The organism is Pseudomonas sp. 910_23, assembly GCF_052850795.1.
This window is the reverse complement of sequence record NZ_VXCZ01000015.1, coordinates 1-25,840: the sequence shown is the minus strand read 5'-3', so window position 1 is coordinate 25,840 and position 25,840 is coordinate 1. Positions and strand designations below refer to the sequence as shown.

23 protein-coding genes are annotated in these 25,840 nt (G+C 60.5%); 16 read left to right on the top strand and 7 right to left on the bottom strand.

Going from position 1 to position 25,840, the window contains the following annotated elements; translation table 11 throughout:
- Positions 1–74: 74 nt before the first annotated feature.
- Complete coding sequence (locus tag FW800_RS18170) at positions 75–1,043, bottom strand: hypothetical protein (RefSeq protein ID WP_019821429.1); 969 nt, start codon at positions 1,041–1,043, stop codon at positions 75–77.
- Positions 1,044–1,246: 203 nt separating this feature from the next.
- On the opposite strand from FW800_RS18170, the gene FW800_RS18165 reads away from it, so the two are divergent.
- A complete protein-coding gene (locus FW800_RS18165) occupies positions 1,247–2,743 on the top strand; it encodes a PAS domain S-box protein (RefSeq protein WP_446438167.1) in 1,497 nt (498 codons plus the stop codon).
- Between the two features lie 103 nt (positions 2,744–2,846).
- The gene (locus tag FW800_RS18160; protein ID WP_032876742.1) at positions 2,847–3,119 is read left to right on the top strand and encodes a DUF1652 domain-containing protein; all 273 of its coding nucleotides are present in this window, start codon (positions 2,847–2,849) and stop codon (positions 3,117–3,119) included.
- On the opposite strand, the gene FW800_RS18155 is transcribed toward FW800_RS18160, so the two are convergent.
- Both FW800_RS18155 and FW800_RS18150 read right to left on the bottom strand, forming a co-directional pair.
- Positions 3,082–4,275: an MFS transporter gene (locus tag FW800_RS18155; protein WP_032876744.1), complete on the bottom strand. Its 1,194-nt coding sequence runs from the start codon at positions 4,273–4,275 to the stop codon at positions 3,082–3,084. The two genes, FW800_RS18160 and FW800_RS18155, sit on opposite strands and share 38 nt — an antisense overlap.
- Before the next feature lie 88 nt (positions 4,276–4,363).
- A complete protein-coding gene (locus FW800_RS18150) occupies positions 4,364–4,672 on the bottom strand; it encodes an RcnB family protein (protein ID WP_005786954.1) in 309 nt (102 codons plus the stop codon).
- Positions 4,673–4,964: 292 nt separating this feature from the next.
- On the opposite strand from FW800_RS18150, the gene FW800_RS18145 reads away from it, so the two are divergent.
- The 3 genes from FW800_RS18145 to FW800_RS18135 all read left to right on the top strand — a co-directional run bounded on the left by FW800_RS18145 (position 4,965) and on the right by FW800_RS18135 (position 8,918).
- Entirely contained in the window at positions 4,965–5,522 is a 558-nt protein-coding gene (locus FW800_RS18145) for a helix-turn-helix domain-containing protein (protein ID WP_446438166.1), read from the top strand.
- An 11-nt stretch (positions 5,523–5,533) separates the two neighbouring features.
- Positions 5,534–6,880, top strand: a complete 1,347-nt coding sequence (locus FW800_RS18140; RefSeq protein WP_032876747.1) for a glutamine synthetase family protein — start codon at positions 5,534–5,536, stop codon at positions 6,878–6,880.
- A 178-nt stretch (positions 6,881–7,058) separates the two neighbouring features.
- A complete protein-coding gene (locus FW800_RS18135) occupies positions 7,059–8,918 on the top strand; it encodes a DUF3857 domain-containing transglutaminase family protein (RefSeq protein WP_446438165.1) in 1,860 nt (619 codons plus the stop codon).
- Positions 8,919–9,041: 123 nt separating this feature from the next.
- Here FW800_RS18135 and FW800_RS18130 read toward each other — a convergent pair whose 3' ends face one another.
- Positions 9,042–9,935 (bottom strand): LysR family transcriptional regulator, encoded by an 894-nt coding sequence (locus tag FW800_RS18130; protein ID WP_148854144.1) that lies wholly within the window; start codon positions 9,933–9,935, stop codon positions 9,042–9,044.
- 129 nt (positions 9,936–10,064) lie between these two features.
- On the opposite strand from FW800_RS18130, the gene FW800_RS18125 reads away from it, so the two are divergent.
- From FW800_RS18125 to FW800_RS18100, 6 genes are all read left to right on the top strand, one after another.
- Positions 10,065–11,732, top strand: coding sequence for a GMC family oxidoreductase (locus FW800_RS18125; RefSeq protein WP_446438164.1), 1,668 nt, complete (start codon positions 10,065–10,067; stop codon positions 11,730–11,732).
- Between the two features lie 88 nt (positions 11,733–11,820).
- Positions 11,821–13,443 carry an MFS transporter gene (locus tag FW800_RS18120; RefSeq protein WP_032876758.1) on the top strand — a complete coding sequence of 541 codons (1,623 nt, stop codon included), beginning with the start codon at positions 11,821–11,823 and terminating at the stop codon, positions 13,441–13,443.
- A 165-nt stretch (positions 13,444–13,608) separates the two neighbouring features.
- Positions 13,609–15,558, top strand: a complete 1,950-nt coding sequence (locus FW800_RS18115) for a DNA topoisomerase III (RefSeq protein ID WP_446438163.1) — start codon at positions 13,609–13,611, stop codon at positions 15,556–15,558.
- Positions 15,559–15,688: 130 nt separating this feature from the next.
- Complete coding sequence (locus FW800_RS18110; RefSeq protein ID WP_005786938.1) at positions 15,689–16,129, top strand: CBS domain-containing protein; 441 nt, start codon at positions 15,689–15,691, stop codon at positions 16,127–16,129.
- An 8-nt stretch (positions 16,130–16,137) separates the two neighbouring features.
- Positions 16,138–16,992, top strand: coding sequence for an NAD-dependent protein deacetylase (locus tag FW800_RS18105; RefSeq protein ID WP_446438162.1), 855 nt, complete (start codon positions 16,138–16,140; stop codon positions 16,990–16,992).
- Between the two features lie 469 nt (positions 16,993–17,461).
- On the top strand, positions 17,462–17,791 hold the full coding sequence (locus FW800_RS18100) for a hypothetical protein (protein ID WP_003190335.1): 330 nt from the start codon (positions 17,462–17,464) through the stop codon (positions 17,789–17,791).
- A 55-nt stretch (positions 17,792–17,846) separates the two neighbouring features.
- On the opposite strand, the gene FW800_RS18095 is transcribed toward FW800_RS18100, so the two are convergent.
- Positions 17,847–18,749 (bottom strand): LysR family transcriptional regulator, encoded by a 903-nt coding sequence (locus FW800_RS18095; protein ID WP_032876764.1) that lies wholly within the window; start codon positions 18,747–18,749, stop codon positions 17,847–17,849.
- Between the two features lie 133 nt (positions 18,750–18,882).
- On the opposite strand from FW800_RS18095, the gene FW800_RS18090 reads away from it, so the two are divergent.
- From FW800_RS18090 to FW800_RS18080, 3 genes are read left to right on the top strand one after another with little or no spacing between them, the layout of a single operon-like run.
- Positions 18,883–19,581 carry a CoA transferase subunit A gene (locus FW800_RS18090; RefSeq protein ID WP_010211319.1) on the top strand — a complete coding sequence of 233 codons (699 nt, stop codon included), beginning with the start codon at positions 18,883–18,885 and terminating at the stop codon, positions 19,579–19,581.
- 31 nt (positions 19,582–19,612) lie between these two features.
- Positions 19,613–20,272: a CoA transferase subunit B gene (locus FW800_RS18085; protein ID WP_005786928.1), complete on the top strand. Its 660-nt coding sequence runs from the start codon at positions 19,613–19,615 to the stop codon at positions 20,270–20,272.
- An 11-nt stretch (positions 20,273–20,283) separates the two neighbouring features.
- A complete protein-coding gene (locus FW800_RS18080; protein ID WP_248136569.1) occupies positions 20,284–21,465 on the top strand; it encodes an acetyl-CoA C-acetyltransferase in 1,182 nt (393 codons plus the stop codon).
- A 288-nt stretch (positions 21,466–21,753) separates the two neighbouring features.
- Here the strand turns inward: FW800_RS18080 and FW800_RS18075 are convergent, their stop codons facing one another.
- The gene (locus tag FW800_RS18075) at positions 21,754–22,176 is read right to left on the bottom strand and encodes a PaaI family thioesterase (RefSeq protein WP_446438161.1); all 423 of its coding nucleotides are present in this window, start codon (positions 22,174–22,176) and stop codon (positions 21,754–21,756) included.
- 156 nt (positions 22,177–22,332) lie between these two features.
- On the opposite strand from FW800_RS18075, the gene FW800_RS18070 reads away from it, so the two are divergent.
- Entirely contained in the window at positions 22,333–23,127 is a 795-nt protein-coding gene (locus FW800_RS18070; RefSeq protein WP_446438160.1) for a DUF4349 domain-containing protein, read from the top strand.
- Here FW800_RS18070 and FW800_RS18065 read toward each other — a convergent pair whose 3' ends face one another.
- Entirely contained in the window at positions 23,128–24,213 is a 1,086-nt protein-coding gene (locus FW800_RS18065) for a DUF1615 domain-containing protein (protein WP_248162695.1), read from the bottom strand.
- A gap of 273 nt (positions 24,214–24,486) precedes the next feature.
- On the opposite strand from FW800_RS18065, the gene FW800_RS18060 reads away from it, so the two are divergent.
- The coding region (locus tag FW800_RS18060) for a DUF6531 domain-containing protein (RefSeq protein ID WP_446438159.1) at positions 24,487–25,840 on the top strand (1,354 nt) is incomplete at its 3' end.

Genomic DNA, 25,840 nt, shown 5'->3' with positions numbered 1-25,840 from the left:
CACCTTTGCGGGATACGGGTAAAAGGCCAGCATTTTACCCGTTCCCACAGGCGGCGTCCTTGCCGCAGACAGTTTTACGCCAAAGGCACGCGACGGGTAGTCAACGCGATACGACCAATAAAGAAGCTCAAAGCCGCGCCCAACAGCAGCATGGCCAAGGTGCTCCATGCAGCGCGGGACAATTGCTTGGCCGCCACTTCACCGGCTTCACGGGCTTTTTGTTCAGCCTGTTTTTTCAGCTCATCGACCTTCTGCATGGCTTGCTGATAAGCCTGGGCATAGTTGTCGACAATCTGGGTGGCTTCTTCTTTGCTCTTGCCGGTACGGGCCGCGACGATGTTGACCAGGGCTTCTTTATCCGCTGCATTCAAGGCTGGCTCGCCGGACGCTTTTACGCGCTCGAACCACTGCTTGAGCTCGTCACCGGCCTGGGCGGGGTTGGTCGCTGCATCGGTGGCCGATTGTTTGCCATCGGCAGCCGCCTGGTCGGCTTTTTGCTCAACGTTGGCCGGGTCCAATTCCGCCTTGCCGCTTTGCTTGAGCAAGGTATCGAGTTGGCCTTGCAGGCTGTTCCAGTCCAGCTCGATCCCCTGCTCGTTCAACTGCTGCTTGATGCTGTTGCCGATCCCCGGCGCTGCGGCCGCGATACCACTGCCGGCAGCAGACAAGCCTTTACCCACGACGTTGCCGGCAGTGCCGACGACGCTGGAAGCCAAGCCTGCCAACAGCCAGGTGGTGAGCAAGGTGGTCAGGGTCCAGGTCAGCACCCCGTGCAGGCCGCCGCGATCCGGCGCCGTGCGTCCAGCCACAAACGCACCCAACGCAATGGCGACCAAGGTCGAGACAAACAACCAGATACCCGCACCCGTGCCGAAGCCGCTCAACGGGTTACCTGCTTCCATCGGGTCAACGGCGCTGGCGCCGATAGCCGTACCCAACACACTCAACACCAGGTAGGTCACCAGTGCGATTGCACTACCGGCCAATACCGAGCTCCATGACACACGAAATAGCGATCGATTGGTTTCATAGACAGTGGTCATACAAAGGTCCTTTTCAAATTTAGAAGCAAGGCAATGCGCCTTGTTGAGTGTGAGTGTGGCGAAACGACATACGTTCAGTCCTGGCTCATATGCACCAGGCCGGGTGGTGCATTCGCACTCCTCCCAAGGCAAATTCTCTGCACTATCCTGAAGCCGGGATGTCGTACTCGAATGCACTCAAGCCTCGCCCCTTCGGAGACGTTATGACCCAGGATGTTCTCGCCAAAGAAACCAATCGCCGCCAGTTGCAGCAGATCATTTCCGAGTTGTCCGACGGTGTGATTCTGGCCGAGGTCGACCAGACCATCCTCTGGGCCAATGACGCTGCCTTGACCATGCACGGGGTCAGCGCCGTCGAGGACCTGGGTGCCAATACCGAGGCCTACGCCGAGCGTTTCGCCTTGCGCTATCGCAATAACCATCCTTTACAGCTGGACAGCTACCCGTTAAGCCGCGTGGCCGCTGGTGAAGAGTTCAGCGATGTGGTGGTGGAAGTCACCCCTGCCGCCGACGAGAGTCGCTACTGGGTGCACCGCTTGCGCAGCCTGATACTGTCCGACGCGCAGGGTGAGCCGGAGTTGCTGGTGCTGATCCTCAGCGACGCCACCGAATGGGCGAGCGCCGAGCAACGCTTTGAAAAAACCTTCAACGCCAACCCCGCACCCGCCGTGATCTGCCGCCTCAGCGACCTGCGCTACATCAAGGTCAACCAGGGTTTTCTGGAGATGACCGGCTACAACCGTGACCAGGTCATCGGCAAATCCGTGTATGAACTGGACGTGCTGGAACAGGCCGAGCGCAAGGACCTGGCGATCCAGCGCCTGGGCGAAGGCGCAACTATTCCGCAGATGCAGGCCGAACTGAGATTGCCCGAAGGTGGCAGCAAACTGGTGATCGTCGCCGGCCAACCGTTGGACATGAACGAGGAAGACTGCATGTTGTTTTCCTTCACTGACCTTGAGCCGCGACGCAAAGCGGAAATTGCCCTGCGCCAGAGTGAAGAGCGCTTCGCCAAATCCTTCCGCCTGACGCCGGTGCCGACCCTGGTGTGCAGCGCCGACAACCGCCAGGTGGTGGATGTCAACGAAGCCTTCATGACCATCACCGGCTACATCAGCGAGGAGTTGATCGGCAAATCCATCGAAGACATCAACTTTATCGACAGCCCCCAGGCCGGCGCGCAGTTGTTCGCCACCCTGGAAAAAGCCGGCAACCTGGACGGCCAGGACCTCAAGGTGCGCAAGAAAGGCAACGAGGTGATCGACTGCGTGGTGTCAGCCGACACGGTGATCATCCAGGACGTGCCCTGCTACCTGATGGTGCTGATGAACATCACCGAACGCAAACGTTCGGAGCTGGAACTGGTGGCGGCCATCGAGGAAGTCATGCAGGACGCGTCCTGGTTCAGCCAGACCCTGATCGAGAAACTGGCCAACGCCAAGAGCGTCAACAGCCCCAACCTGCCGAATGTCTCATTCACCGACCTGACCGCCCGTGAGCGTGATGTGCTGGGCCTGATCTGCGAGGGCCTGGCAGACAAGGAAATCGCCTCGCGCCTGAAACTGGCGCCCAATACCGTACGCAACCACGTGGCCACGGTGTATTCCAAGCTGGGGGTGCACAGCCGCAGCGCGGCCATCGTATGGGCCCGTGAACGCGGGCTGTTCGCCGGTGAATTGCGCCTTAAAAACAAACCCTGACCCTTGCAAATGCACTAGTCCACCTAGTGCGAATTCGCCTTATGGCGCGAGGGTGCACGCCATAACCTTCAAGGGATCGTATTTATGCCTTGAAGGAATCTGCATGTTTACCCTCTCTCAACTGCGCAACTGCATCGAAGAAGGCCTGTCACCGCTGACGTGCGAATTCACCCTGTGCCGGGATGCGTCCTTGACCCTCAAGGTCTACGACGCAGAAACCGGCCGTGTCGACCTGGTGGTTACCGGCATCAGCACCAATCGCCTGCAAACCCCGCAGGAAGTGGCGAAGATGGTGGATGAGTTGCGCTACGAACTGCAAAGCAACAACGTCGGCAAGCTCACGCTGGATGATTTGCCTTCATCGCCGCCCCCATGAAATAGAACACCCCGCCGCCAATGATAAACGCCCCCAGCATATAGAACATGTAGTGGGCCGGCAGGCTGGCCAGCACCAGCCCACACAGCACCGGCCCCAGCGCGGCACCGAGATTGGACAGGTTCTGCGCCCCGTAATACATGCCCCGCAGGTGGTCCGGGGCGATTCGGTCGATAAACATGTACTCGGCCGGGAACACGATGATTTCCCCTACGGTAAACACCGCCATTGCCAATACCCACCACAACACGCTGGTGGACAGCGCGAAACCGATCAACCCCAGCATGAACATGCTCAAGCCCGCGATCAGCCATTGGCTGAGATAGCGATGCGAAATGCGCCGACCAATCAGGTACTGCAAGGCAATCACCAGCACGGCGTTGGTGGTCAGCACTGCGCTGATCACGGTGTAGGTGTATTCGGCGGTGGTGGTGGTTACCAGGTATTGAGACAGGTAGGCCGTGAACTGGCCGAACACCACCGCACTGAGCAAACCGCCGAGGGTGAAACACACCAGGCGACGATCTTGCAGCAGCACACGGGCGACGGCCAGAAACGGCACCGGTTTTTGCGTGGCATCCACAGTGGCCAAGGTACGGTCGCCCCACCGCCAATACAGCAGGAAAAAACCGAGCCCCAGCAGCGCCGACAGGATAAACGGCAGGCTGATATCCAGCTTGGCCACCATCGCCCCGAAGGCCGGCCCCACGGCATAACCGATATTGGTGAGGGTATATTTGATGGAAAACACTTCACTGCGTGCGTCTTCGGGCAGCAGGCTGGCGAAGCCGGCTTTCACCGCAATATCGATGACCGCGTAGGCCAGGTTGATCAGGATCAGGCAGCCATAGAACGCCCAGATATCCTGCGCCAACAGCGTGCCGATAAACCCCAGTACAAACACCAGGCTCAATGCGAGCAACAGCCGATAGCTGTTGATGCGGTCGACCAGGAAGCCGCCGTATACGCTGAGCAGCGAGCCGACGATCAGCGAGCTGCCGATCACCAGGCCAACCTGGGTAATGTCCAGGGCGAAGTGGCTGGTGAGGTAGATCACCAGGTAGGGAAAGGTGATGGCCTTGGCCAACGTCAGCAGCAAGGTGGCGCACAGCAGCAGGTTCACCGTGCGGGGGTAGGTTCTTATTGTGGCAAGCATCCTGCTTCTTTCCTGTGAAGGTAACGCGACCATTGCGGTCGGTTACCTTAACGCATGAACCACGAAACGAGCAGGTGGCCCGGCAGAATTATTTCTTGACCGGCGTAATCTCAAGGATGGTGCCGTTGGTGGTCTTGAGCAGGACGTACTTGTCGCCTACACGCGCCCATTGGCTCTCATCCTCAGGCTGTTTGAGGCCGCGCTTTTTCCAGTCTTTAATCGCTGATTCCTCGCGCATCAACATGTCCGGGGCGCGATCACCCTCTTTCAAATCACGGGCGTTGATGTTTGAAGGTTGCACGGTTTCCTGAGGGGTATCGCCGGCTTGCACTACAGCGCTGGCGGTGGAAAAGCTGGCAGCGACCAGCAGGCAAGCGGCTAAGGTTTTCGACTTCATGGGTGCTCCTTCAATTAATGGTGCGTACCCAGGTTCCGACCGCGGCGGCGCAGAATCATTCAGCCCGCTCAGTTTCCCCTGTGGTCACCTCATACTGCAACCCAGCGATCAGCTCGGCCTTGCTGACCCATAAAGTCCGGCCAACAATTGTCCCACCCGATCCGCATCCGATCGCGTGCTACACCCCAGCAGCTCCTGTTCCAGCAAGAATAAATACGCTTCAAACTCCCTCCCGATTGCCTCCATGAAATTAATCATGTAATTTTTCATGAAATTATTCGAACTAAATTTCATGAACAAGCAACAAGAACTCGCCACTCTCGCGACCCTGATCCACGACCTGCGCAAGCACAAGAAACTCACCCTGGCGCAATTGGCACAAAAGATCGAGCGCTCGGTGGGGTTTGTGTCCCAAGTGGAACGCGGGTTGTCGCAACCCACCGTCGCCGACCTGACCGCCATCAGCCACGCCCTCGATGTGCCCACCACCTATTTCTACAGCCTGCCCAAACCCAAGGCGGTGGACTGGGTGACACGCCCCAACGAGCGGCGCACGGTGTATTACGCCAATGGCATCACCGACATCCTGGTGTCGCCGAGCATGAACGGTGCTTTCTCGATGCTCGACAGCTTGTTGGCCCCCGGTGCCAACAGCGGCGAGCAAAGCATGAGCGATCGCGCCGAGCAGGCTGGCTTTGTGCTGGAGGGCGAGCTGACCCTGTGGGTTGAGGGTGAGCCCGATGCAGTCACCCTCTACGAAGGCGACAGTTTCCACCTGGCCAGTTTCGCCCACTGCCGCTACGCCAACCTGACCGACCTGCCCGCCCGCGTCCTGTGGGTTTACAACTAGGAGCTGCACCCGTGAAAAGCCCATCTGCAACGTTGCTGGCCGAAGTACGGACCTTTCGCCAGAACCACCCCGACGTGCGTTATGTCGACCTGATCGCCCTGGACATTCCCGGGCATTTCTACGGCAAGCGCTACCCGGTGGAGATGCTTGAAAAAGTCGCCGCCGGCAGCCCGTTGAAGTTGCCGCAGAACGCGGTATTGCTAGGGGCTCAGGGCGGGTTGTTCAAGATTGGCGACTACTGCTTCAACGACGGTGACCCGGATGCCAATCGCCGCCTGGTGCCGGGCACATTGAAGCCGGTTAGCTGGGAATCGCAGCCCTTGGGGCAAATGCTCATCACCTCGGACGGCACCGCAGCGCCGATCGAATTCGAGCCCCGCGAAGTATTGGCCAAGGTGCTGGAACGCTTGCAGCACAAGGGCATCCACCCGGTGGTAGCGTTTGAGCTGGAGTTCTACCTGTTCGATAAAAAGCTCGACAACGGCCTGCCGCAATTTGCCCGAGACCCGCTCAGTGGTGACGCCGACGACCAGCCCAACCTGCATATCGAGCGGCTCTCGCGCTTCAGCGAAGTGCTCGACGACATGGCGCAAACCGCCCAGGAACAGGGTATCGACATCACCGTGATCACGGCCGAGATTGGTCCCGGCCAGTTCGAGATCAACTTTGGCCACTGCGACGACGGCTTGCGCGCCGCCGACTGGGCCGCACTGTTCTGCCGCAGCACCCGGGGCGTGGCACTCAAGCACGGTTACCGCGCCAGTTTCATGGCCAAGCCCTACCTGCAATTTCCCGGCAGCGGCATGCATGTGCATGTCAGCCTCTACGACGCGGCGGGCAATAACCTGCTTGCCGCCCATCAACAGCAACCGCTGCGCCACGCGGTGGCCGGCTGCCTGGAGTTGCTGCCGCACTGCATGCCGATCTTCGCGCCCAACCACAATGCCTTGCGCCGCCTGGGTGGCACCGTCAACGCCGCCACCCGCGCCAGCTGGGGCTTTGAAGACCGGGACGCGTGCGTGCGCATCCCCGAGTCCGACCCGCGCAACCTGCGGATCGAGCACCGTCTGGCCAGCGCCGACGCCAACCCCTACCTGGTGCTGGCGGCGATCCTGATGGGCCTGGAGCATGGGCTTGAGGCCAAGCGCGAGCCGATCACATCGCTGAACGAAGACCGTAACAGCGGCACCGATTTCCCGGTGGAGATGCTCGACGCCGTGCGCGCCATGCAGCAGCAACCGGTAGTGCGCGACAAGCTGGGCGCGGAATTTGTCGATGTGTATTGCGAGAACAAGCGCCAGGATCACTTGGCTTTCCAGCAAGAGATTCATGCGCGGGAATATCGCTGGTTTCTTTAAAAACTGCCGAAACCGACTTGCCAAAAACCTGACTTGAATCAAAGAAAGGCTCTAGCACGGGCCTTTCAGAGGGATAAATTGTCGAACAATCCTGGCTTTTGCCGTTGAGACCCATTATCATCCGGCGCCTTCTCGCTACCCGCCGGGTAGCTGTTTCAATGTGTCACCCGAGGCGCCCATGTACCGTTTTTCGTTTCACCGCCCTTTGATTGCCATCAGTCTGGGGCTTGTTTCCCATTCCGTCAGCGCTGCCCTGCAACCTATAGCCGAAGCGCCGCTGGCCAACGACACCGAATTGCACTGCCACTTCAACCGCGACGCCAGTACCGACTGCACCACCACTTACCGCTACACGATCCTCAAGCCCAACGGCCGCGAAATGCTTTCGCGCATCGACTTCGATTACTCCGAAGGCGATACCTTTGAGGTGATCAGCGCACAGTCCACCCAGCCTGGCGCCAAGCCGGTCCCCCTGGCGGCCACTCAAATCGACACGCGCAGCGCGCCCAACCCGGACCAGGGCTTCAGCCGCGACAAACAAACCTCCCTGGCCTTCCCCAACTTGCGCGTGGGCACAAAGATCCGCTACACCGTACGCCAGCACTACCCGGCCAAACCGCTGATGACCCAGTTCCATTACGTGCTCAAGTTCGGCCCCGGCGCGGCCCGCCGTGATCACTTCAAGGCGCGCTTTACCGCCGAACGCCCGATCCAGTGGCGCAGTGAAATGTTCGACGCGTTCAACGTGACCCCTTCGAGCAACGGCAAGACCCTGGACGTGGCGCTTAAAGCCCCGATCTACCTCAACTACATCAATGAATCCTCCGCTGCCGCCCTGCTGCGCATCCCACGCCTGGAAGTCGGTAGCGCCGTGGAACGCCAGGCTTACTTCGGTGATTTCGCCCAGCGTTACAACCAGATTCTCGGCGCCAACCTGCCGGCGCAAGCCGCCGCCGCCGTGGCCGCCGCACGCAGCCTGGCACCGGCCGAGCAAGTGGCTGCGCTGATGCAGCACATCAATGATCACTACCGCTACCTGGGTGACTGGCGGGCCAGCGAGCGTGGTTATGTGCCATTCAGCCTGGCGGAAATCGAGCAGCATGGCTACGGCGACTGCAAGGACCTGGCGACGCTGCTGACGGCCATGCTCAAGGCCAGTGGCATCAAGGCCGAGACCGCGTGGGTGAGCCGTGGCGATGTGGTCGACTCCTTGCTGATTCCGGGTACCCAGGCGCCTAACCACGCCATCGTGCGTGCCGAAGTGAATGACCAGGTGTGGTGGCTTGACCCGACCAATCCGGTCTTCGCCCCGGGCCAGATCATGCCCGACATTCAGGACCGCTGGGTGCTGGTCAACGACGCCCAGGGCCACGTGCGCGAAGAACACATTCCATTGGAACGGCCCGAAGTCTCGATCCGCCTGGACAAACAGGTGCAGTACGGCAAAGAGGGAGATGGCGCGGTAAAGGCGACGATCACCTTCAGCCGCCTGCCGCTGATGCAAATGAGCGTCGCCGACCGCCAGCAAGGCACCACCGCCACCGACCAGAATATCTGCGCCAACTTCGGCAACGACATCAGCGACTGCCAGATCACCCGTGAACCTACCGGTTTTGTGGTGCATGACGGTTATAGCGTCACCGCGCGCATGAATGATCAGCGCGCCCTGGAAAAACTGGCCAATGACTATGTCTACACCGACCCGTCGTTGAAAGACCGGTGGGAGGGCTACATCAACTATCGCCGCCAGGGGCAGCAGGCCGACCTTTACCTGGGCAACCCGGAAACCTACGACTACACCTACACCCTGACAGGCGGGAAGATGGAAAAAGCCATCCCCGGCTGCACAGTGCGCTCGCCCTGGTACGACCTGGACCTGGACGGAAAACTGCAGGATGGCTCGCTGCGCTACCACTATCGCCTGAGCCAGAAGAAACGCTGGCTGACCCATGCTGAAGTGGCCAGTGATGCGTTCGGCAAGATGATTGACGAGGCTCGGGCGTGTGCCGAGCAGGTGCATCAGGTAGTCAAGCTCTAAAATCAAACTCAGATCAAATGTGGGAGCTGGCTTGCCTGCGATGGCGGCGGGTCAGCTTGCACATGAGTGACTGATACACCGCCATCGCAGGCAAGCCAGCTCCCACCTTTTAGTCCGTGTGTGTCAGCGGGATTCGCCGAGTAGCAAACTCTGCTCGCGCGCGCACAACTCCACCACATAATCCCACAACACCCGCAACCGCACCGACTTGTGCAACTCCCGACGCGAGCTGATCCAGTAGCTGCGCTGGATGCTCTCTGCCGGCAGCAACGGCACCAAATCCTTGTCGCCCGCCGCCATAAAGCATGGCAACACGGCAATGCCCAACCCCGAACGCGCCGCCTGGTGCTGGGCGATCACGCTGGTGCTGTGGAACACCACCTTGGGGTTGCGACAGAAGCTGTTGAGGAACTTCAGTTCCTGGCTGAACAGCAGGTCATCGACGTAATCGATCCAGGCATGGGCGGCGAGGTCTTCGCGCTTTTCGATCGGCGGGTTGCGCGCAAGATAAGCGCGGCTGGCATACAGCGCCAGGCGGTAGTCGGTGAGTTTGCGTGTCACCAATTGATCGACGCTGGGGCGTTCCAGGTGGATGCTGATCTCCGCTTCGCGATTGAGGATGCTGACAAAACGCGGTACGGCCACCAGCTCCACTTCCAAACCTGGGTAACGCTCGAACAACCCGCCCATGCGCCCGGCGAGGAACATCACGCCCAGACCTTCGGCCACCCCCAGACGTATCTTGCCCAAGGGCGCGGCTGAGTGGGTGAGTTCGTCTTCGGCCAGCAGCGCCACGTTCTCCATGACTTCGGCATGTTTGAGCAGCGCCTCGCCCGCGGGTGTCAGTTCGTAGCCTTGGGCGTGTTGCACAAACAGCGCGGTGCCGAGGCTTTTCTCGATGGCCTCGATATGCCGGGCCACGGTGGCATGCGTGGTTTTCAAGCGTTGCGCGGCGGTGAGCAGGCGGCCACTGCGCTGCAACTCGAGAAAAAACCGCAGGTCATTCCAGTCGAACATATCGCCTCCATTGCCTGAGCCCGGACCGCGCTGTTTAAAAACGCACAGCAGCTGGGTAAAAACTAACATTTTTAAGACGAAAACTAACAACTAGGATGGGGCCAACAAGAAAAACAAGCGAGCCCCCAGATGCCCATTGCAACTGCTGAATACGATTACATCGTGGTCGGCGCCGGCCCCGCCGGTTGCCTGCTGGCCAATCGTTTGTCCGCCAACCCGGCCCACCGCGTCCTGCTGCTCGAAGCCGGTGGCCGCGACAATTATCCCTGGATCCATATCCCCGTCGGCTACCTGTTCTGCATCGGCAACCCGCGCACCGACTGGTGCTTCAAAACCGAGGCGCAAGCCGGCCTGCAAGGTCGCGCCCTGAGCTACCCACGGGGCAAAGTGCTCGGCGGCTGCTCGTCCATCAACGGCATGATCTACATGCGCGGCCAAGCCCAGGACTACGACGGCTGGGCGGCAGCAGGCAACCCGGGCTGGGCCTGGAAGGATGTGTTGCCGCTGTTCAAACACAGCGAAAACCACTTTGCCGGTGGATCGGAATTCCACAGCGATGGTGGCGAGTGGCGCGTCGAGCGGCAGCGCCTGTCGTGGCCAATCCTCGATGCGTTTCGTGAGGCGGCAGCCCAGAGCGGCATCGCCAACATCAATGATTTCAACCAGGGCGACAACGAAGGCTGCGGCTACTTCCAGGTCAACCAGAAGGCCGGGGTGCGCTGGAATGCGGCGAAGGCGTTCCTCAAGCCGATCCGCCAACGCCCCAACCTGACTGTGTTGACGGAGGTGGAGGTCGACCGTGTGCTGCTGGAAAACGGCCGAGCCTCCCAGGTTGTCGGGCGCCAACACGGCCGACAGCTCAGCTGGAAAGCGCGCAAGGAGATCATATTGTGCGCCGGTGCCGTGGGCTCGCCGGGCATTCTGCAGCGTTCCGGGATCGGCCCCACCAACGTGCTCAAACCGTTGGGCATTGATGTGGTGCATGAACTGCCGGGCGTGGGCGGCAACCTGCAAGATCACCTGCAACTGCGCCTGATCTACAAACTGGAAAATGCGCGCACCCTGAATCAGATCGCCGGCACGCTGTGGGGCAAGATGAGCATGGGCCTGCGCTACCTGTACGACCGCAGCGGTCCGCTGTCGATGGCGCCCAGCCAGCTTGGCGCATTTGCCCGCTCCGGGCCGGAGCAGACGTCGGCCAACCTTGAATACCATGTGCAGCCGCTGTCCCTGGAGCGCTTTGGCGAACCGTTGCACGGCTTCCCGGCGTTTACCGCATCGGTCTGCGACCTGCGCCCGCAAAGTCGCGGCCGCGTGGATATTCGCTCGGCCAACCCGGCGGATGCCCCACTGATACAACCCAACTACCTCAGCCACCCCGAGGACTTGCGCGTGGCCGCCGACGCCATCCGCCTGACCCGGCGCATCGTCGCCGCGCCCGCCTTGAGCCAGTTCAAGCCGGTGGAATACCTGCCTGGCGATGCGCTGCAAACAGAAGCACAACTGCACGAAGCCGCGGCACGCATTGGCACCACCATTTTCCACCCGGTGGGCACCTGCCGCATGGGCGATGACAAGGACGCCGTGGTCGACAGCCAACTGCGTGTGCATGGCATCCCCGGGCTGCGCATTGCCGATGCGTCGATCATGCCGCGCATCACCTCCGGCAATACCTGCTCACCGACGCTGATGATCGCCGAGAAGGCCGCGCAGTTGATCCTTTCACCGAACACTGTAGGCGCGAGCTTGCTCGCGAAAAACCCACCCGCACCGCGCACCGCAGGGCACCCCGCGTAATCGTTGACGATATATGAAGAAAAACAGCGGCGCCGAAGTTGGCGCCGACAGTGGGACAACAATAAATAATCACTGTGAGGGACACCCAATGTCAGAACATGCTCAACCCCTGGGCTCGGCGGCCAGTGCAAGCACTGCCAGCGAATCAAGAAAAGTCATCTTCGCCTCGTCCTTGGGGACGGTGTTCGAGTGGTATGACTTTTTCCTCTACGGCGCCCTGGCGGCGGTGATCAGCAAGCAGTTCTTTGCCGGGGTCAACGACACCACTGCGTTTATCTTTGCCTTGATGGCCTTCGCCGCAGGCTTCGTGGTGCGCCCGTTCGGAGCATTGGTGTTCGGCCGCCTGGGCGACATGATCGGGCGCAAGTACACCTTCCTGGTCACCATCATTTTGATGGGCGTGGCAACCTTCTGCGTCGGGCTGCTGCCGACCTACGCCAGCATCGGCATCGCCGCACCGATCATCCTGATCGTACTGCGTATGTTGCAGGGCCTGGCGCTGGGCGGCGAGTACGGCGGCGCGGCCACCTATGTGGCCGAACATGCGCCACCCGGCAAGCGCGGCCTGCATACCAGCTGGATTCAATCCACCGCCACCCTCGGCCTGTTGCTGTCGTTGCTGGTGGTGCTGGCCTGCCGTTACTTCACGGGCGATCAGTTCGAAGTGTGGGGCTGGCGCATTCCGTTCCTGTTTTCCATCGTGCTGCTGGGCATCTCGACCTGGATCCGCATGAGCCTGCACGAGTCGCCGGCCTTCCTGAAAATGAAAGAAGAAGGCAAGGCCAGCAAGGCGCCGATCCGCGAATCGTTCGGTAAATGGGAAAACCTCAAGGTCGTATTGATCGCGCTGTTCAGTATCAACGGCGGGCAGGCCGTGACCTTTTACGCGGCGCAGTTCTATGTGCTGTTCTTCCTGACCCAGTTCCTGCGCATGGACCCGGCCCTGGCCAATATGTTGCTGATCATCAGCGTGGTGATTGGCGCGCCGTTCTTTATCCTGTTTGGCTGGCTGTCGGACAAGGTCGGGCGCAAGCCGGTGCTGATGCTCGGCCTGCTGCTGGCGACCGCGCTGTACTTCCCGATCTTCAAGGGCCTGGCGCACTACACCAACCCAGCGATGGACCAGGCCAGCCGACAGGCGCCGATTACCGTGCTGGCCGACCCGGCCACCTGTACTTTCCAGTTCGACCCGGTGGGCAAGGCGCGTTTTGACAGCCCATGCGACAAGGTCAAGACCTTCCTGGTCAAGCAGGGCCTGCCCTACAGCAGCGCAGCCGCTCCGGCAGGCAGCCCGGTGCAGGTGAGCGTGGGTGATGTGCGCATCGACGGCTTTGACGAGGCGGCACTGCGTGGCGCCGTGACCCTGGCCGGCTACCCGTCTTCGGCGGACGTGGCCCAGGTCAACAAGGTGATGGTGGTGGTGCTGATCGTCGTGCTGATCCTGATCGCGGCCATGTGCTACGGGCCATTGGCGGCGCTGATGGTGGAGCTGTTTCCGACGCGTATCCGCTACACCTCGATGTCCCTGCCCTACCATATCGGCAACGGCTGGTTTGGCGGGTTCCTGCCGACCGTATCCTTTGCCCTGGTGGTGTACACCGGCGATATCTTCTATGGCCTGTGGTACCCGGTGGTGGTGACTGGGGTGAGCTTGATCGTCGGTTTGTTCTGCCTCAAAGAAACCCGGCATGTGGATATCGATAACAACTGAGTTCGTTTGAACACCGAAGATCCCTTGTGGGAGGGAGCAAGCCCCCTCCCACATTTTGGTTGTTGTTGCTCACACAAATTGCTGTACATCCATACAGATAATGGTTGCTCAAATCCTTCTGACTAAGCATCCTGCAAGGCATCAACCCGATCTGATGTGATGACCATGCGGCTGTACCTCTGTGAAAAACCCTCCCAGGCCAAGGATATCGCGGCCGTGCTCGGCGCCACACGCCGCGGCGACGGCTGCTGGCTGGGCAATGGGGTTACTGTCACCTGGTGCATCGGGCACCTGTTGGAAACCGCCCCGCCCGACGCCTACGACGCCAAATACAAACGCTGGGTGCTGGCCGACCTGCCGATCGTTCCGGAAAAATGGAAGATGCTGGTCAAGCCCAAGACCGCCAGCCAGTACAAGGCGGTCAAGCGCTTGCTGGGGGAAGCCCAGGAGCTGGTGATCGCCACCGATGCTGACCGTGAGGGCGAGATGATTGCCCGTGAACTGGTGGAGCATTGCCGCTACCGTGGGCCGATCCAGCGGCTGTGGCTGTCGGCACTGGACGAGGCCTCCATTCGCAAGGCCCTGGCGGCGCTCAAGCCGGGCGCCGAAACCTTCAGCCTGTATCACTCGGCCCTGGGCCGCTCCCGCGCCGACTGGCTGATCGGCATGAACATGAGCCGCCTGTTTACCCTACTGGGGCGCCAATCCGGCTATCAGGGCGTATTGCCGGTAGGCCGGGTGCAAACCCCGACCCTGCGCCTGGTGGTGGACCGTGATCGCAGCATCGCCGATTTCGTACCGGTGGCGTATTGGGCCATTGATGTCGACCTGCGTCACGAAAGCATGACCTTCACCACCCAGTGGCGCGCCAATGAAGATGCCTGCGATGATCAGGGCCGTTGCCTCAACCCGCAACTGGCGCGGGACGCTGCCGACGCCATGGGCAACGCGAACACGGCGCGGCTGGTAAAGCTGCGCACCGAACGCATGCGCGAAGTCGCCCCCCTGCCCTTTGACCTCGGCACACTGCAGGAAATCTGTTCCAAGAAGCTCGGCCTGGGCGCCCAGGAAACCCTGGATATCGCCCAATCCCTTTACGAAACCCACAAGGCCATCACCTACCCGCGCAGCGATTGCGGCTACCTGCCGTTGAGCCAGCACAGTGAGGCGCCAAAGATCCTCGCGGCACTGGGCCGTGCGGATGCCGCGGTCAACGAGCTGATGCCGCACATTGACCCCCAACGCCGCTCGCGGGCCTGGAATGACGCCAAGGTCAGCGCCCACCACGGCATCATCCCCACGGGCGCCGGCAAGGATGTCAGCCAACTGACCGGCAAGCACCGTGCGGTCTACACCTTGATACGCGCGCGTTACCTGGCGCAGTTCCTGCCCAACCATGAATACGACCGCACCCAGGCAGATTTCGACTGTGCCGGCCAGGCGTTGCGTGCGGTGGGCAAGGTCATCATCGAAGCGGGCTGGAAACGCGCCTTGCCCGAGGCACTGGCGCCCGCCAAAGGCCGTGAAGCACCCGCCCCCCAGGCCTTGCCGACGCTGGTACAGGGCCAGGACTACGCCGTGGCCAAGGTCAACCTCAAGGACCTGTGGACCCAACCGCCCAAGCCCTTTACCGAAGGCGACCTGATCAAGGCGATGAAAAACGTCGCCAAACTGGTGCAAGACCCGCTACTCAAGCAAAAGCTCAAGGACACCACCGGCATCGGCACCGAAGCCACTCGCGCCGGGATCATCCAGGGCTTGCTGGACCGCGGTTACCTGGTGAAAAACGGCAAAGCCCTGTCGGCAACCCCAGCCGCGTTCAGCCTGATTGACGCGGTACCCCGCGCCATTGCCGACCCAGGCACCACCGCCATCTGGGAGCAAGCGCTGGACATGGTGCAAAGCGGCGAAATGAGCCTGGAAGAATTCGTTGCCAAGCAGGCGGCGTGGATGAGCAAGCAGGTGGCGCGCTGTAACGGTATGCGCATGACCATCACCGGCCCCGCCAGCCCGGCAGGTCGAGGTGCCACGCCCTGGAAGAAGAAACGCAAGAGCGCTCCACGCAAGGCTGCGGCCAGTCCAAAGCGCACCAAGAAACCGACAACGGCGGGCTAGAACGCGTAAAAATCCGGCAAATGACGTTTTTCGACAGGTTTAACGCCGCTTTGGGTCTTGCCCTGCCGCAGGCCGTCTAGGATTCTTTAGGGGACCCTGACTACCTAAGAACAACACCGGAGTGGCCGCCATGAAAACCGTCGCACAATTGCTCAAAGCCAAGGATCAGAAAAACCAGGACGTCCACACCATTCAATGGGACCACACGGTGTTCGAAGCGCTGGTGCGGATGTCGGAGAAAAACGTCGGAGCCTTGCCAGTCGTCAAGGAAGGTGTAGTCGTAGGGATCATCAGCGAGCGTGATTACGCACGTAAACTCATTCTCAAAGGCCTGTCGTCGGTGACCACTCGGGTCGACGATGTTATGAGCTCTCCCGTCATCACCGTCGACACCCATAAAAGTGTCGAGGAATGCATGAACATCATGACCGACAGTCACCTGCGCCACCTACCGGTGGTCGAAGACGGCGAACTGTTGGGCCTGCTGTCCATCGGTGACTTGGTGAAGGAAGCCATCGCCGAACAGGCTGATCTGATCAAACAGCTGGAGCAATACATCCGCGGCGAATAGGAGACACCATGCTCGACACGCTTGAACATCAGGCAGACCACCTCGAAATCCTGCACCGGGCTATGGCTGAACGACGCTTTTTAGCCTTGACCGGCGCAGGCATCAGCACCTCGTCGGGCATCCCGGATTACCGCGACAGTGAAGGTGTACGCCGGGGCAAAGCACCGATGATGTACCAGGAATTTCTTGCCACCCCGGATGCGCGACGCCGTTACTGGGCACGGGCGATGCTGGGTTGGCCGCGTGTGCGCATTGCGCAGCCGAACAAGGCGCACCTGGCACTGGCGACACTGCAACACCGTGGCCATATCAGCGGGCTGATCACACAGAACGTCGACACCCTGCATGACCAGGCCGGCAGCCATGACGTGATCGAGTTGCACGGCAGCTTGCATCGGGTGCTGTGCCTGGATTGCCAACTGCGCAGCGAGCGCGATGTGATCCAGCGGCAAATGGAAGTTGATAACCCGCATATGGCGCAGGTTCACGCCGTGCAAGCGCCGGATGGCGACACCTTGCTCGATCCGGCGTTTGTACAACACTTCCAGGTGCCCCACTGCCCCCATTGCAACGGCGAGCGGCTCAAACCTGACGTGGTGTTCTTTGGCGAGAATGTCGCACCGGCGACGGCGCTGAAGGCGATGGCGGCGGTAGAACACGCTGAGGGCCTGCTGGTGGTGGGGTCGTCACTGATGGCCTATTCGGCGTTCCGATTGTGCAAGGCCATGGTCGAGCAGGGTAAGCCGGTAATTGCGATCAATCTGGGCAAGACACGCGGGGATGAGCTGCTGCAGGTTAAAATCCAGGCCTCCTGCGAGCAGCTACTGCCGTTGCTCGTCGACCGGCTCCTACAGGAGGGTTGAAACGCCCGACCTGCACCTCCAAAAAATGACGCCCAAGTCACGTTTTCCCGCATTCCCCCGCCCCCACAACAAATTATGTAGTGATCAAAAATAATCACTACATAATCGTTGACGTAACCTTTTTGTCCTTGCATGATCTAGACGTCTCCCGGATCGGGAGCGTTGGTAACAAGCGTTTTGAACAGGCTCGTCTGACCGCCGAGCTGTTTTTCCGGATGTGCACTGCCCACAAGGCAGATTGATGAAGCTGACCAGCCCCGAAAGGGTCCGGTACAAGGAGCTAAAACGCTGCTTGTCTTCGTTATGAAAGCGTTGCGTAGCAGTTCATCAGCAAGACTACATGCATCAGGTTCAAGACCCTGCCCGTATTCGGCAGACCGTCACTGACGCCCGGTTTTCGGAACCGGAGACAACTACGCAGTTTTAACGAATCAATTGATAGATCGCCAACTGGTCAAGGGGCTTACACATGAATCTGAACAACCAACCAACTATCGATGAATTGGCTGAGATGTTCGCAGCGCAGAAAGACACACTCGACGACCATATCCTGTGGATTGGCAAATCGGGCGAAGTGCAAATTGACTGCCTGGCGCCCCATACCGAAGAAGCCGAGTTCGACCGCAATAACCGTGAACTGGCGGCGCGCCTGAAGATGTACCGCCGTGGCCAGGGCTATGTCGGAAAGAAGGCTGCGGCTGATCGAAACTTTATCGAGCAGGTGTTCGATACACTCAACAATGCCTGGGCATCTTTCAAAGACAGCTCGCAAGTTAAAGTGATCGACCGCTACTACTAAGTATTACTCAATCAATGCGGGAGCTGGCTTGCCAGCTCCCGCATTTTTTATAACGTTAGAAAGTTGGAAACCTGCCCTTCCCCGCCTCATCCCGAAAAATATCGAACAACACTTGCGCCGCCGCCGACAACTCATGGCCCGGTTTGGTCAACACGCCAATTGGCCGCTCGATCACCGGGCCGGTCAAGGTAATGCAATGAGCACCCGCCTCCTCCATCTGCCGGGCACATAACGCTGGCACGGCGCTGACGCCCAGCCCGCTGGCGACCATCTTCCCCACGGTCGCCAGTTGATGGCTTTCCAACGCTACGGGCAATTTCATCTGCAAGGCACCAAGGTGTTCTTCCAACATCACACGTACCGTGGAGGGGCGTTGCAACGTGATAAACGGTTGCTCCAGCAAGGTTTTCCAATCGATCTCGGCACGCTGAGCCAACGGCGAATCCCCTGGCACCACGGCGATAAAGCGATCCAGATATAACGGTGTAAATGCCAACGATGACCCTTCGGACGGCTCGAATGCCACGCCCAACTCCACCTGGCGGTCGCGCACCATCTCCAGCACTTGCTCGTTGATCAGGTCATGCACCGTCACGTTCACCTGAGGGTAACGTGCGCGGAATATCTTCAGGATCGGAGGCAACAGGTTACCGGCAAACGAAGGCATGGCCGCCACCGTCACGCGCCCGCGTTGCAGGGTAAAACGCTGGCGCAGTTCGTCCTCGGCGTTGTCCCAGTCGGCAATCAACCGGCGCGCCAACGGCAACAGCGATTCACCTTCAGGGGTCAGTGCGACGTTACGGGTATTGCGGCTGAACAGGCGCCCACCCAACCCTTCTTCCAACCCCTTGATGGTCAAGCTCAGTGCCGACTGAGAAAGGTGCAGGCGCTCGCAGGCAGCAGCAAAACTCAGACTCTGAGCAACGGCGAGAAAGGCACGCATCTGTTTGACGGTCATGAGGCAGCTCCAGACAGCAGTTGGACTATGCTGTTTTCTAAATCAATCAACCTTAAAAAACAACTTAACAAATCAATCCACTGGCGCAACACTCAACGCACTGGCTGGACCACAAACAATAAAAGAGGTGCATATGGCAGGTTTCGATAAACGCGTGGCGTCCTATGAAGAAGCACTGGCAGGCCTGGAAGACGGCATGACCGTGCTCTCCGGCGGTTTTGGCCTGTGTGGCATTCCGGAAAACCTCATTGCCGAGATCAAGCGCAAAGGCACCCGCGACCTGACGGTGGTTTCCAACAACTGCGGCGTCGATGGCTTCGGCCTGGGCGTGCTGCTCGAAGAAAAACAGATCAGCAAGGTGATCGCCTCTTATGTGGGTGAAAACGCCTTGTTCGAGAAGCAGCTGCTCAGCGGCGAAATCGAAGTAGTCCTCACCCCCCAGGGCACCCTGGCGGAAAAAATGCGCGCAGGCGGCGCCGGCATCCCGGCCTTCTTCACCGCAACCGGCGTCGGCACCCCAGTTGCCGAAGGCAAGGAGACCCGCGAATTCAACGGCCGCCCGTATTTGATGGAAGAGTCCATCACCGGCGATTTCGCCATCGTCAAAGGCTGGAAAGCCGACCACTTCGGCAACGTCATCTACCGCCACACCGCCCAGAACTTCAACCCGCTGGCGGCCACTGCGGGCAAGATCACCGTGGTCGAAGTCGAGGAAATCGTCGAACCGGGCGAGCTGGACCCGGCGCAGATCCACACCCCTGGCATCTACGTCGACCGGATCATCTGCGGCACCTTCGAGAAGCGCATCGAACAGCGCACCGTCCGCAAATAATCCCCGTCCAGAACAATAAGAGGAAACAACCATGGCTCTTACCCGCGAACAAATGGCTCAACGCGTCGCCCGCGAAATGCAGGACGGTTACTACGTGAACCTGGGCATCGGCATTCCGACCCTGGTGGCCAATTACATCCCCGACGGCATGGAAGTGATGCTGCAATCGGAAAACGGCCTGCTCGGCATGGGACCGTTTCCGACTGAAGAGACCATTGATGCCGACATGATCAACGCCGGTAAACAGACTGTGACCGCGCGCATCGGTGCTTCGATCTTCTCCTCCGCCGAATCCTTCGCGATGATTCGCGGCGGGCATGTCGACCTCACCGTGCTCGGCGCGTTTGAAGTGGACGTACAAGGCAACATTGCCTCGTGGATGATCCCCGGCAAGCTGGTCAAGGGCATGGGCGGTGCGATGGACCTGGTGGCCGGTGCGGAAAATATCATCGTGATCATGACCCACGCGTCCAAAGACGGTGAGTCCAAATTGCTCAGCCAATGCAGCCTGCCGCTGACCGGCGCCAACTGCATCAAGCGCGTGCTCACGGACCTGGCGTACCTGGAAATCGAAAATGGCGCTTTTGTCCTCAAGGAACGCGCACCTGGCGTCAGTGTTGAAGAGATTGTAAGCAAGACCGCCGGTAAACTGATCGTCCCGGACCACGTTCCAGAAATGCACTTCCAGTGAGGACAGATTCCATGCAAGACGTCGTGATTGTTGCTGCCACCCGCACCGCCGTGGGCAGCTTTCAAGGTTCGCTGGCGAGTATTCCGGCCCCGGAACTGGGTGCCGCCGTGATCCGTCGCCTGCTGGAGCAGACCGGCCTGGACCCGGCCCAAGTCGATGAAGTGATCCTCGGCCAGGTGCTCACTGCAGGCAGCGGCCAGAACCCGGCGCGCCAGGCTTCGATCCTCGCCGGCCTGCCCCACGCCGTGCCGAGCCTGACCCTGAACAAGGTTTGCGGCTCGGGCCTCAAGGCCCTGCACCTGGGCGCACAGGCCATTCGTTGCGGCGACGCCGAGGTGATCATTGCCGGCGGCATGGAAAACATGAGCCTGGCACCCTACGTACTACCCGCCGCGCGCACCGGCTTGCGCATGGGCCACGCGAAGATGATCGACAGCATGATCACCGACGGCCTGTGGGACGCATTCAACGACTACCACATGGGCATCACCGCCGAGAACCTGGTAGACAAGTACGGCATCAGCCGCGAAGCCCAGGATGCGTTCGCCGCCGCCTCCCAGCAAAAAGCCGCCGCTGCCATTGAGGCCGGACGTTTTGCCGACGAGATCACCCCGATCCTGATTCCCCAGCGCAAAGGCGACCCAGTGGCTTTCGCGGTGGACGAACAACCCCGCGCCGGTACCACGGCCGAGTCCCTGGCCAAGCTCAAGCCGGCGTTCAAGAAAGACGGCAGCGTCACCGCCGGCAACGCCTCCAGCCTCAACGACGGCGCCGCCGCCGTGCTGCTGATGAGCGCCGACAAAGCCCGCGCCCTCGGCTTGCCTGTACTTGCGCGTATCGCCAGCTACGCCAATGCGGGCGTGGACCCGGCCATCATGGGCATCGGTCCGGTATCGGCCACCCGCCGCTGCCTGGACAAGGCCGGCTGGCAGTTGGCAGATCTGGACCTGATCGAAGCCAACGAAGCCTTCGCTGCGCAATCTTTGGCAGTGGGCAAAGAGCTGGAATGGGACGCCGATAAAGTCAACGTCAACGGCGGCGCGATCGCCATCGGCCACCCGATTGGCGCCTCAGGCTGCCGCGTGCTGGTGACCCTGCTGCATGAAATGATCAAGCGCGACGCCAAAAAAGGTTTGGCGACGCTGTGCATCGGCGGCGGCCAAGGCGTGGCCCTGGCGCTCGAACGCAGCTGACCTGTAGGAGCGAGCTTGCTCGCGAAAAACGTTAACGATCACGCGTGCTTCCTGAATGAATGCGGCGCCTGTGAGTTTTTCGCGAGCAAGCTCGCTCCTACAGGTGATGTAACGAGCAATACTGAAAAGGCTTGGCTCCACGAAAAGCCAGGCCTTTTTTTTATCAATACCCCTGAATCAACTCGGTCAAAATGTGGGAGCTGGCTTGCCTGCGATAGCAGTGGATCAGTCAAATCATTGCTGACTGACACATGGCTATCGCAGGCAAGCCAGCTCCCACATTCGATCTCATTGCCTGTCACCCTGCGGCACCGCGAACACCGCGCTCGCCCGCAGCACCACGCGCTCCTCCACCTGCAAACTCAACGTGGCGAACACCATCTGCCGTCCGCGCTTGTGGCTTTCCAAACGCACCACCATCCACTCCCCTACCTGCACGGCGCCCAGGTAATCCAAGGTCATGCTGGCGGTAATCAACGGCAACGGCGGCTCACTGGAAAACGCCATGGCGTACCCCATGCCGATATCCGCCAGCGTAGCCAGGACCCCGCCGTGCACCGTGCCGCGCCCATTGGCGTGACGATTATCGGCGCGCAGGCCAACTTCCAATTGCAAACCTTCGCCACGGCAATACGCCGGGCCGAGCAGTTCCAGCAACGGGCTGCTGCGCGGCAATGGGACAAAGCCTTGGGGAACAGTCTGAGCGTTCATGACGGAGCTTCCCTGGTGTGAGGCTTGAGGTGTACGCCAGCCCCGACCCGGCAGCCACCACCATCAGCCGGACAAATCCCGGGCAATGCTTTGCGTTAATGGGCCAGACCGGCTTTAATCGCGATCAATTTCTCCTGCACATTTCAAGGAAACGTAATGCGCCACCTGGACGGCAATTCCCACCCGCTTCGCGCGCCGCTGTTGATTTTGCTCGCTGGCCTGGCCTTGGCCGGTTGCTCACCCAAGGACCACTCTCGCGCCACGGTCATCAATGGCGAACAGGGCAAGGCCGGGGCGCAACTGGCCTATGAGCATGAACTGACCCTGGCCCTGCCCGGCGCCCTGCTCGCGCCGCGTATGCAGGCCACCCGCGAGGCGTGTGAAACGGCACGCTTTGGTGCCTGCAATATCCTTGGCATTACCGAAGACAGCAACGGCGGCCAGATCATCCTGCGCATCTCACCCACGGGTGTGGAACCGATGGTCGCCCTCGCGGCTGAAGGCGGCAAACTCGGCCAGCGCATCACTACCGCCGAAGACCTGGCCGATGCGGTCGACGATGTGCGCCGCCGCCAACAGCGCCTGCAAGCCCAGCAGCAACGCCTCGACGAACTGGCCAAGCGCAAGGACATCAACGTCAGTGACTTGATCGTTCTGAGCAAGGAGCAAGCAGTTATTGAAAATGAGTTGCAGGCATTGGCCCAGGTGGCCGCCGGCCAGCAACGCCGCCTCGATACCAATCGCGTGACCCTGAGTTTCCGCTCTTCTGACGGTGCGAACCAAGCGTCACGTTTCAGCCGGATGTTCAGCCACCTGGGAGACAACCTGGTGAACGGCACGGCAGACGCCCTGGAGCGTGCCAGCTATGTGCTGCCGTTTGTGATCCTGGCGTTCCCGGTGGTGTGGCTGTGGGTTGGGTTGTGGCGCCGCTTCGTCAAGCGTCGCAGCTGATCAGCGCTTGATACAGCGCTGATAGCGCTCATCCACACGCTTGGCAAACCAGGCCGTGGTCAGGTTGCGGGTGATCTTCGGGCTCTTGAGCACAATGCCCGGCAGGATCGCCCGTGGCAGCGGTTTGCCGGCCGCCTGGTCGGCCAGGCTGAAGACGCGCTTGTACAGCGTGGTGTCCTCGAAGTCCAACTGGTCGCCCTGCTCCAACTGGCTGCGGATGCTCGGGTTGCGCATGTCCAGCTTCGCCCCCAGTGAGCGCACTGCCAGTTCGGTGGTGCCGGGCAGCAGGGAGCCATAGCGGATCAAGTCCCCATCCAGCGCCAGCTCTTTGCCCGTCACGCGGCTGACCGCGGCCTGGAACGCAGCATTGCGGCTGGCGTACCAACCGGCATTGAAATCGGCAAAGCGGTACAGCGGCTGGTCGTAGCTGACCGGGTAGCCGAGCAAATGGGCGATGCCGAAGTACATACCGCCGCGACGGGTGAACACTTCGCGGCGAATCGTACCGTCCACCGTGTAGGGATAACCCCGCGCCTGTTTTTGTGCAAAGTCGATACTGACCTGCATCGGGCCTGCGGTGTGCACCGGGTTGAAGCCGCCAAACAAGGTATTACCCAGGGGCACCATGCTGATGAAGTCATCGAAGATCGCGCTCAAGTCCTTCTCCGTGCGTGCGGCATTCAAGCGGTCGGCGTAGGTTTTGCCGGTGGGCGAACGCAATTGCAGGGCGCTGCGTACCACGAACGCGGGCACATGCACCTTGCCGGCGCGACGCAGGATTTCATCCTGGGCGATCTTGCCCATGCCCGGCACAGGCGGGTCGACCTGATAGGTAGACTCCTGCTCGGTCACCGCCAGCACGGCGCAGATGTTTTCGGTGCTGGGGTAGATTTTCTGGGTGTCGAAGGCGGTGTAGATGTCCTGCGCCCAACCGTTGCGGTCCGACACCTTGGCCGGCAGCAGGCGCACGATCTGCGCCTTCACCTCGGCCTCACTGCGCTCGGGTTGCTGCGGGCCACGGGAGGTGGAACAACCGGCCAACACCAGTAAAGGCATAAGGCAAAAGAGCAGACGACTTGGATACATGAGGCTTCCTTGGTTAACGACAGACCGGGCAGTGCTGATATCGACAGGTAAGTCTAACCGGGGTTCGTCGGTGAGCCGAAGCGGATGCCTAGCCTTAGCTGAAACATCCCACATAACTGCCGGATAAGCGCTACTCCCCTGCCCTGTGAACCGCTGCAAAGTCCCTCGCCTGATTGAACAGTGCGAGGGATTGCAGATGGTTGTTTTCGTTACGCCCCCGGTTGATGGGGTTGGCGCTTGAACCCGGTCATTGGCAGGCTGGCCCTGACCCCAATGAACGTGAAAACGGTCGACGTTGAAGGCGTCTTCCGTGACTTTCGCGATTGCTTGAACACCTTTGACGATTGGGCCAATAGCTTCTGGAGCTTCTCGGCGCTGGAGCTTGAGCAGGTGTTCAAGGTCGGCGATGAGGTAACGCTCGTTGCCCCGATCAATCGCTCCCTGTTTCCCAGCAGCACCGTCGCCACCTGCCGGGCCAACGGTACGTTGACCCTGGTGCATATGTTCCAGAGCACGCGGTTCGTGCCTATCGGCGACACGGCGGTGATGCTGCAACGCGTTGATCCAAACGGCGGTCAGCTGGGCGAGCCCATCCACAAGACCATCGGCCCGAGCGGCATCCTTGAGATCACCGGGTGTGATCGCAACCAGCAATATCGGGTGAGCTTTTACCCCAACGTTTCCCAGGATCACCTCAAGGCGCTGTATGCCTCCTACCAGTCGGTGATCGCAGCGCTGGAAGCCCGGCTGCGCAAAGAGTGGACCGACACTTTCCAAGCCCAGTGGAAAAGTTACGCAGACGCTCGCCCGCTTGAGCGGCGCCGCCTGCTGGAGGCGGCCTTTGCCAGCGGCATGGTCAAGGCGCTTTACAGCCTGTGGGACAACATTGGCGAGCTGTCGGCGCTGCTGGCGGACCTCAAGCCCAACAGCGAAAAACTGCTGCAATACCTTTCTCAAACTGAGCTCGATGAACTGCTGACACTGAGCAGTGACGCGATCGCCCAGGGCTTGCTGGTGCTCAGTGATGAGCCGCTGTTGTTTATCTATCTATCGGCGCTGGTCAGCTGGATGCGCATGCTCCCGCCGCCGGAGATGGCTGAACTGTGGGGCGAAATTACCGGTGAGGTCCTGATCAATCTGCTGCTGATTCGCGTCTTGGGTGCGATGGGCGTAGTGGTGCGATTGGGGGCTGGTGTGCTCAGTCACGTCAAATCCGGGCGCGCACGAGCGTTGTTGGAATTGCTGGCCAAGCAAGTAGTGGGGCCAGGGTTGGGGCCGCATGTCGAGGTCGCCAAGCCGGTGTTACTGAGCAGTGCCGCGACACCGATCAGGGTGGTGCCGGCTGTACCGTTGAAGGCTGGGGATCAACTGGTTTCGAACCCGGTGCCCGCAGTGCGAAGCAAGGCCCGGCAGACCATATTGGTCCGACAGGAGCACGTCGATGATGCGCCTGCCGTGGCTTCCAATCCGAAGGGAGATGCGGCGGCGCCAGCGGACAAGACGGTCACCAACGGCTGCCCGGTGTCGATGGTCACCGGGGAGGAATTGCTTACCCTCACCGACGGCGCGCTGGACGGGATTTTGCCGTTTGAGTGGACACGGCTGTATCGCACCAGTGCGGTGGATG

Bases quoted from the DNA above. Each gene is read 5' to 3' on its own strand.
- FW800_RS18170 (WP_019821429.1), bottom strand. From the start codon at position 1,043: ATGACCACTGTCTATGAAACCAATCGATCGCTATTTCGTGTGTCATGG.
- FW800_RS18165 (WP_446438167.1), top strand. From the start codon at position 1,247: ATGACCCAGGATGTTCTCGCCAAAGAAACCAATCGCCGCCAGTTGCAG.
- FW800_RS18160 (WP_032876742.1), top strand. From the start codon at position 2,847: ATGTTTACCCTCTCTCAACTGCGCAACTGCATCGAAGAAGGCCTGTCA.
- FW800_RS18155 (WP_032876744.1), bottom strand. From the start codon at position 4,275: ATGCTTGCCACAATAAGAACCTACCCCCGCACGGTGAACCTGCTGCTG.
- FW800_RS18150 (WP_005786954.1), bottom strand. From the start codon at position 4,672: ATGAAGTCGAAAACCTTAGCCGCTTGCCTGCTGGTCGCTGCCAGCTTT.
- FW800_RS18145 (WP_446438166.1), top strand. From the start codon at position 4,965: ATGAACAAGCAACAAGAACTCGCCACTCTCGCGACCCTGATCCACGAC.
- FW800_RS18135 (WP_446438165.1), top strand. From the start codon at position 7,059: ATGTACCGTTTTTCGTTTCACCGCCCTTTGATTGCCATCAGTCTGGGG.
- FW800_RS18130 (WP_148854144.1), bottom strand. From the start codon at position 9,935: ATGTTCGACTGGAATGACCTGCGGTTTTTTCTCGAGTTGCAGCGCAGT.
- FW800_RS18125 (WP_446438164.1), top strand. From the start codon at position 10,065: ATGCCCATTGCAACTGCTGAATACGATTACATCGTGGTCGGCGCCGGC.
- FW800_RS18120 (WP_032876758.1), top strand. From the start codon at position 11,821: ATGTCAGAACATGCTCAACCCCTGGGCTCGGCGGCCAGTGCAAGCACT.
- FW800_RS18115 (WP_446438163.1), top strand. From the start codon at position 13,609: ATGCGGCTGTACCTCTGTGAAAAACCCTCCCAGGCCAAGGATATCGCG.
- FW800_RS18110 (WP_005786938.1), top strand. From the start codon at position 15,689: ATGAAAACCGTCGCACAATTGCTCAAAGCCAAGGATCAGAAAAACCAG.
- FW800_RS18105 (WP_446438162.1), top strand. From the start codon at position 16,138: ATGCTCGACACGCTTGAACATCAGGCAGACCACCTCGAAATCCTGCAC.
- FW800_RS18100 (WP_003190335.1), top strand. From the start codon at position 17,462: ATGAATCTGAACAACCAACCAACTATCGATGAATTGGCTGAGATGTTC.
- FW800_RS18095 (WP_032876764.1), bottom strand. From the start codon at position 18,749: ATGACCGTCAAACAGATGCGTGCCTTTCTCGCCGTTGCTCAGAGTCTG.
- FW800_RS18090 (WP_010211319.1), top strand. From the start codon at position 18,883: ATGGCAGGTTTCGATAAACGCGTGGCGTCCTATGAAGAAGCACTGGCA.
- FW800_RS18085 (WP_005786928.1), top strand. From the start codon at position 19,613: ATGGCTCTTACCCGCGAACAAATGGCTCAACGCGTCGCCCGCGAAATG.
- FW800_RS18080 (WP_248136569.1), top strand. From the start codon at position 20,284: ATGCAAGACGTCGTGATTGTTGCTGCCACCCGCACCGCCGTGGGCAGC.
- FW800_RS18075 (WP_446438161.1), bottom strand. From the start codon at position 22,176: ATGAACGCTCAGACTGTTCCCCAAGGCTTTGTCCCATTGCCGCGCAGC.
- FW800_RS18070 (WP_446438160.1), top strand. From the start codon at position 22,333: ATGCGCCACCTGGACGGCAATTCCCACCCGCTTCGCGCGCCGCTGTTG.
- FW800_RS18065 (WP_248162695.1), bottom strand. From the start codon at position 24,213: ATGTATCCAAGTCGTCTGCTCTTTTGCCTTATGCCTTTACTGGTGTTG.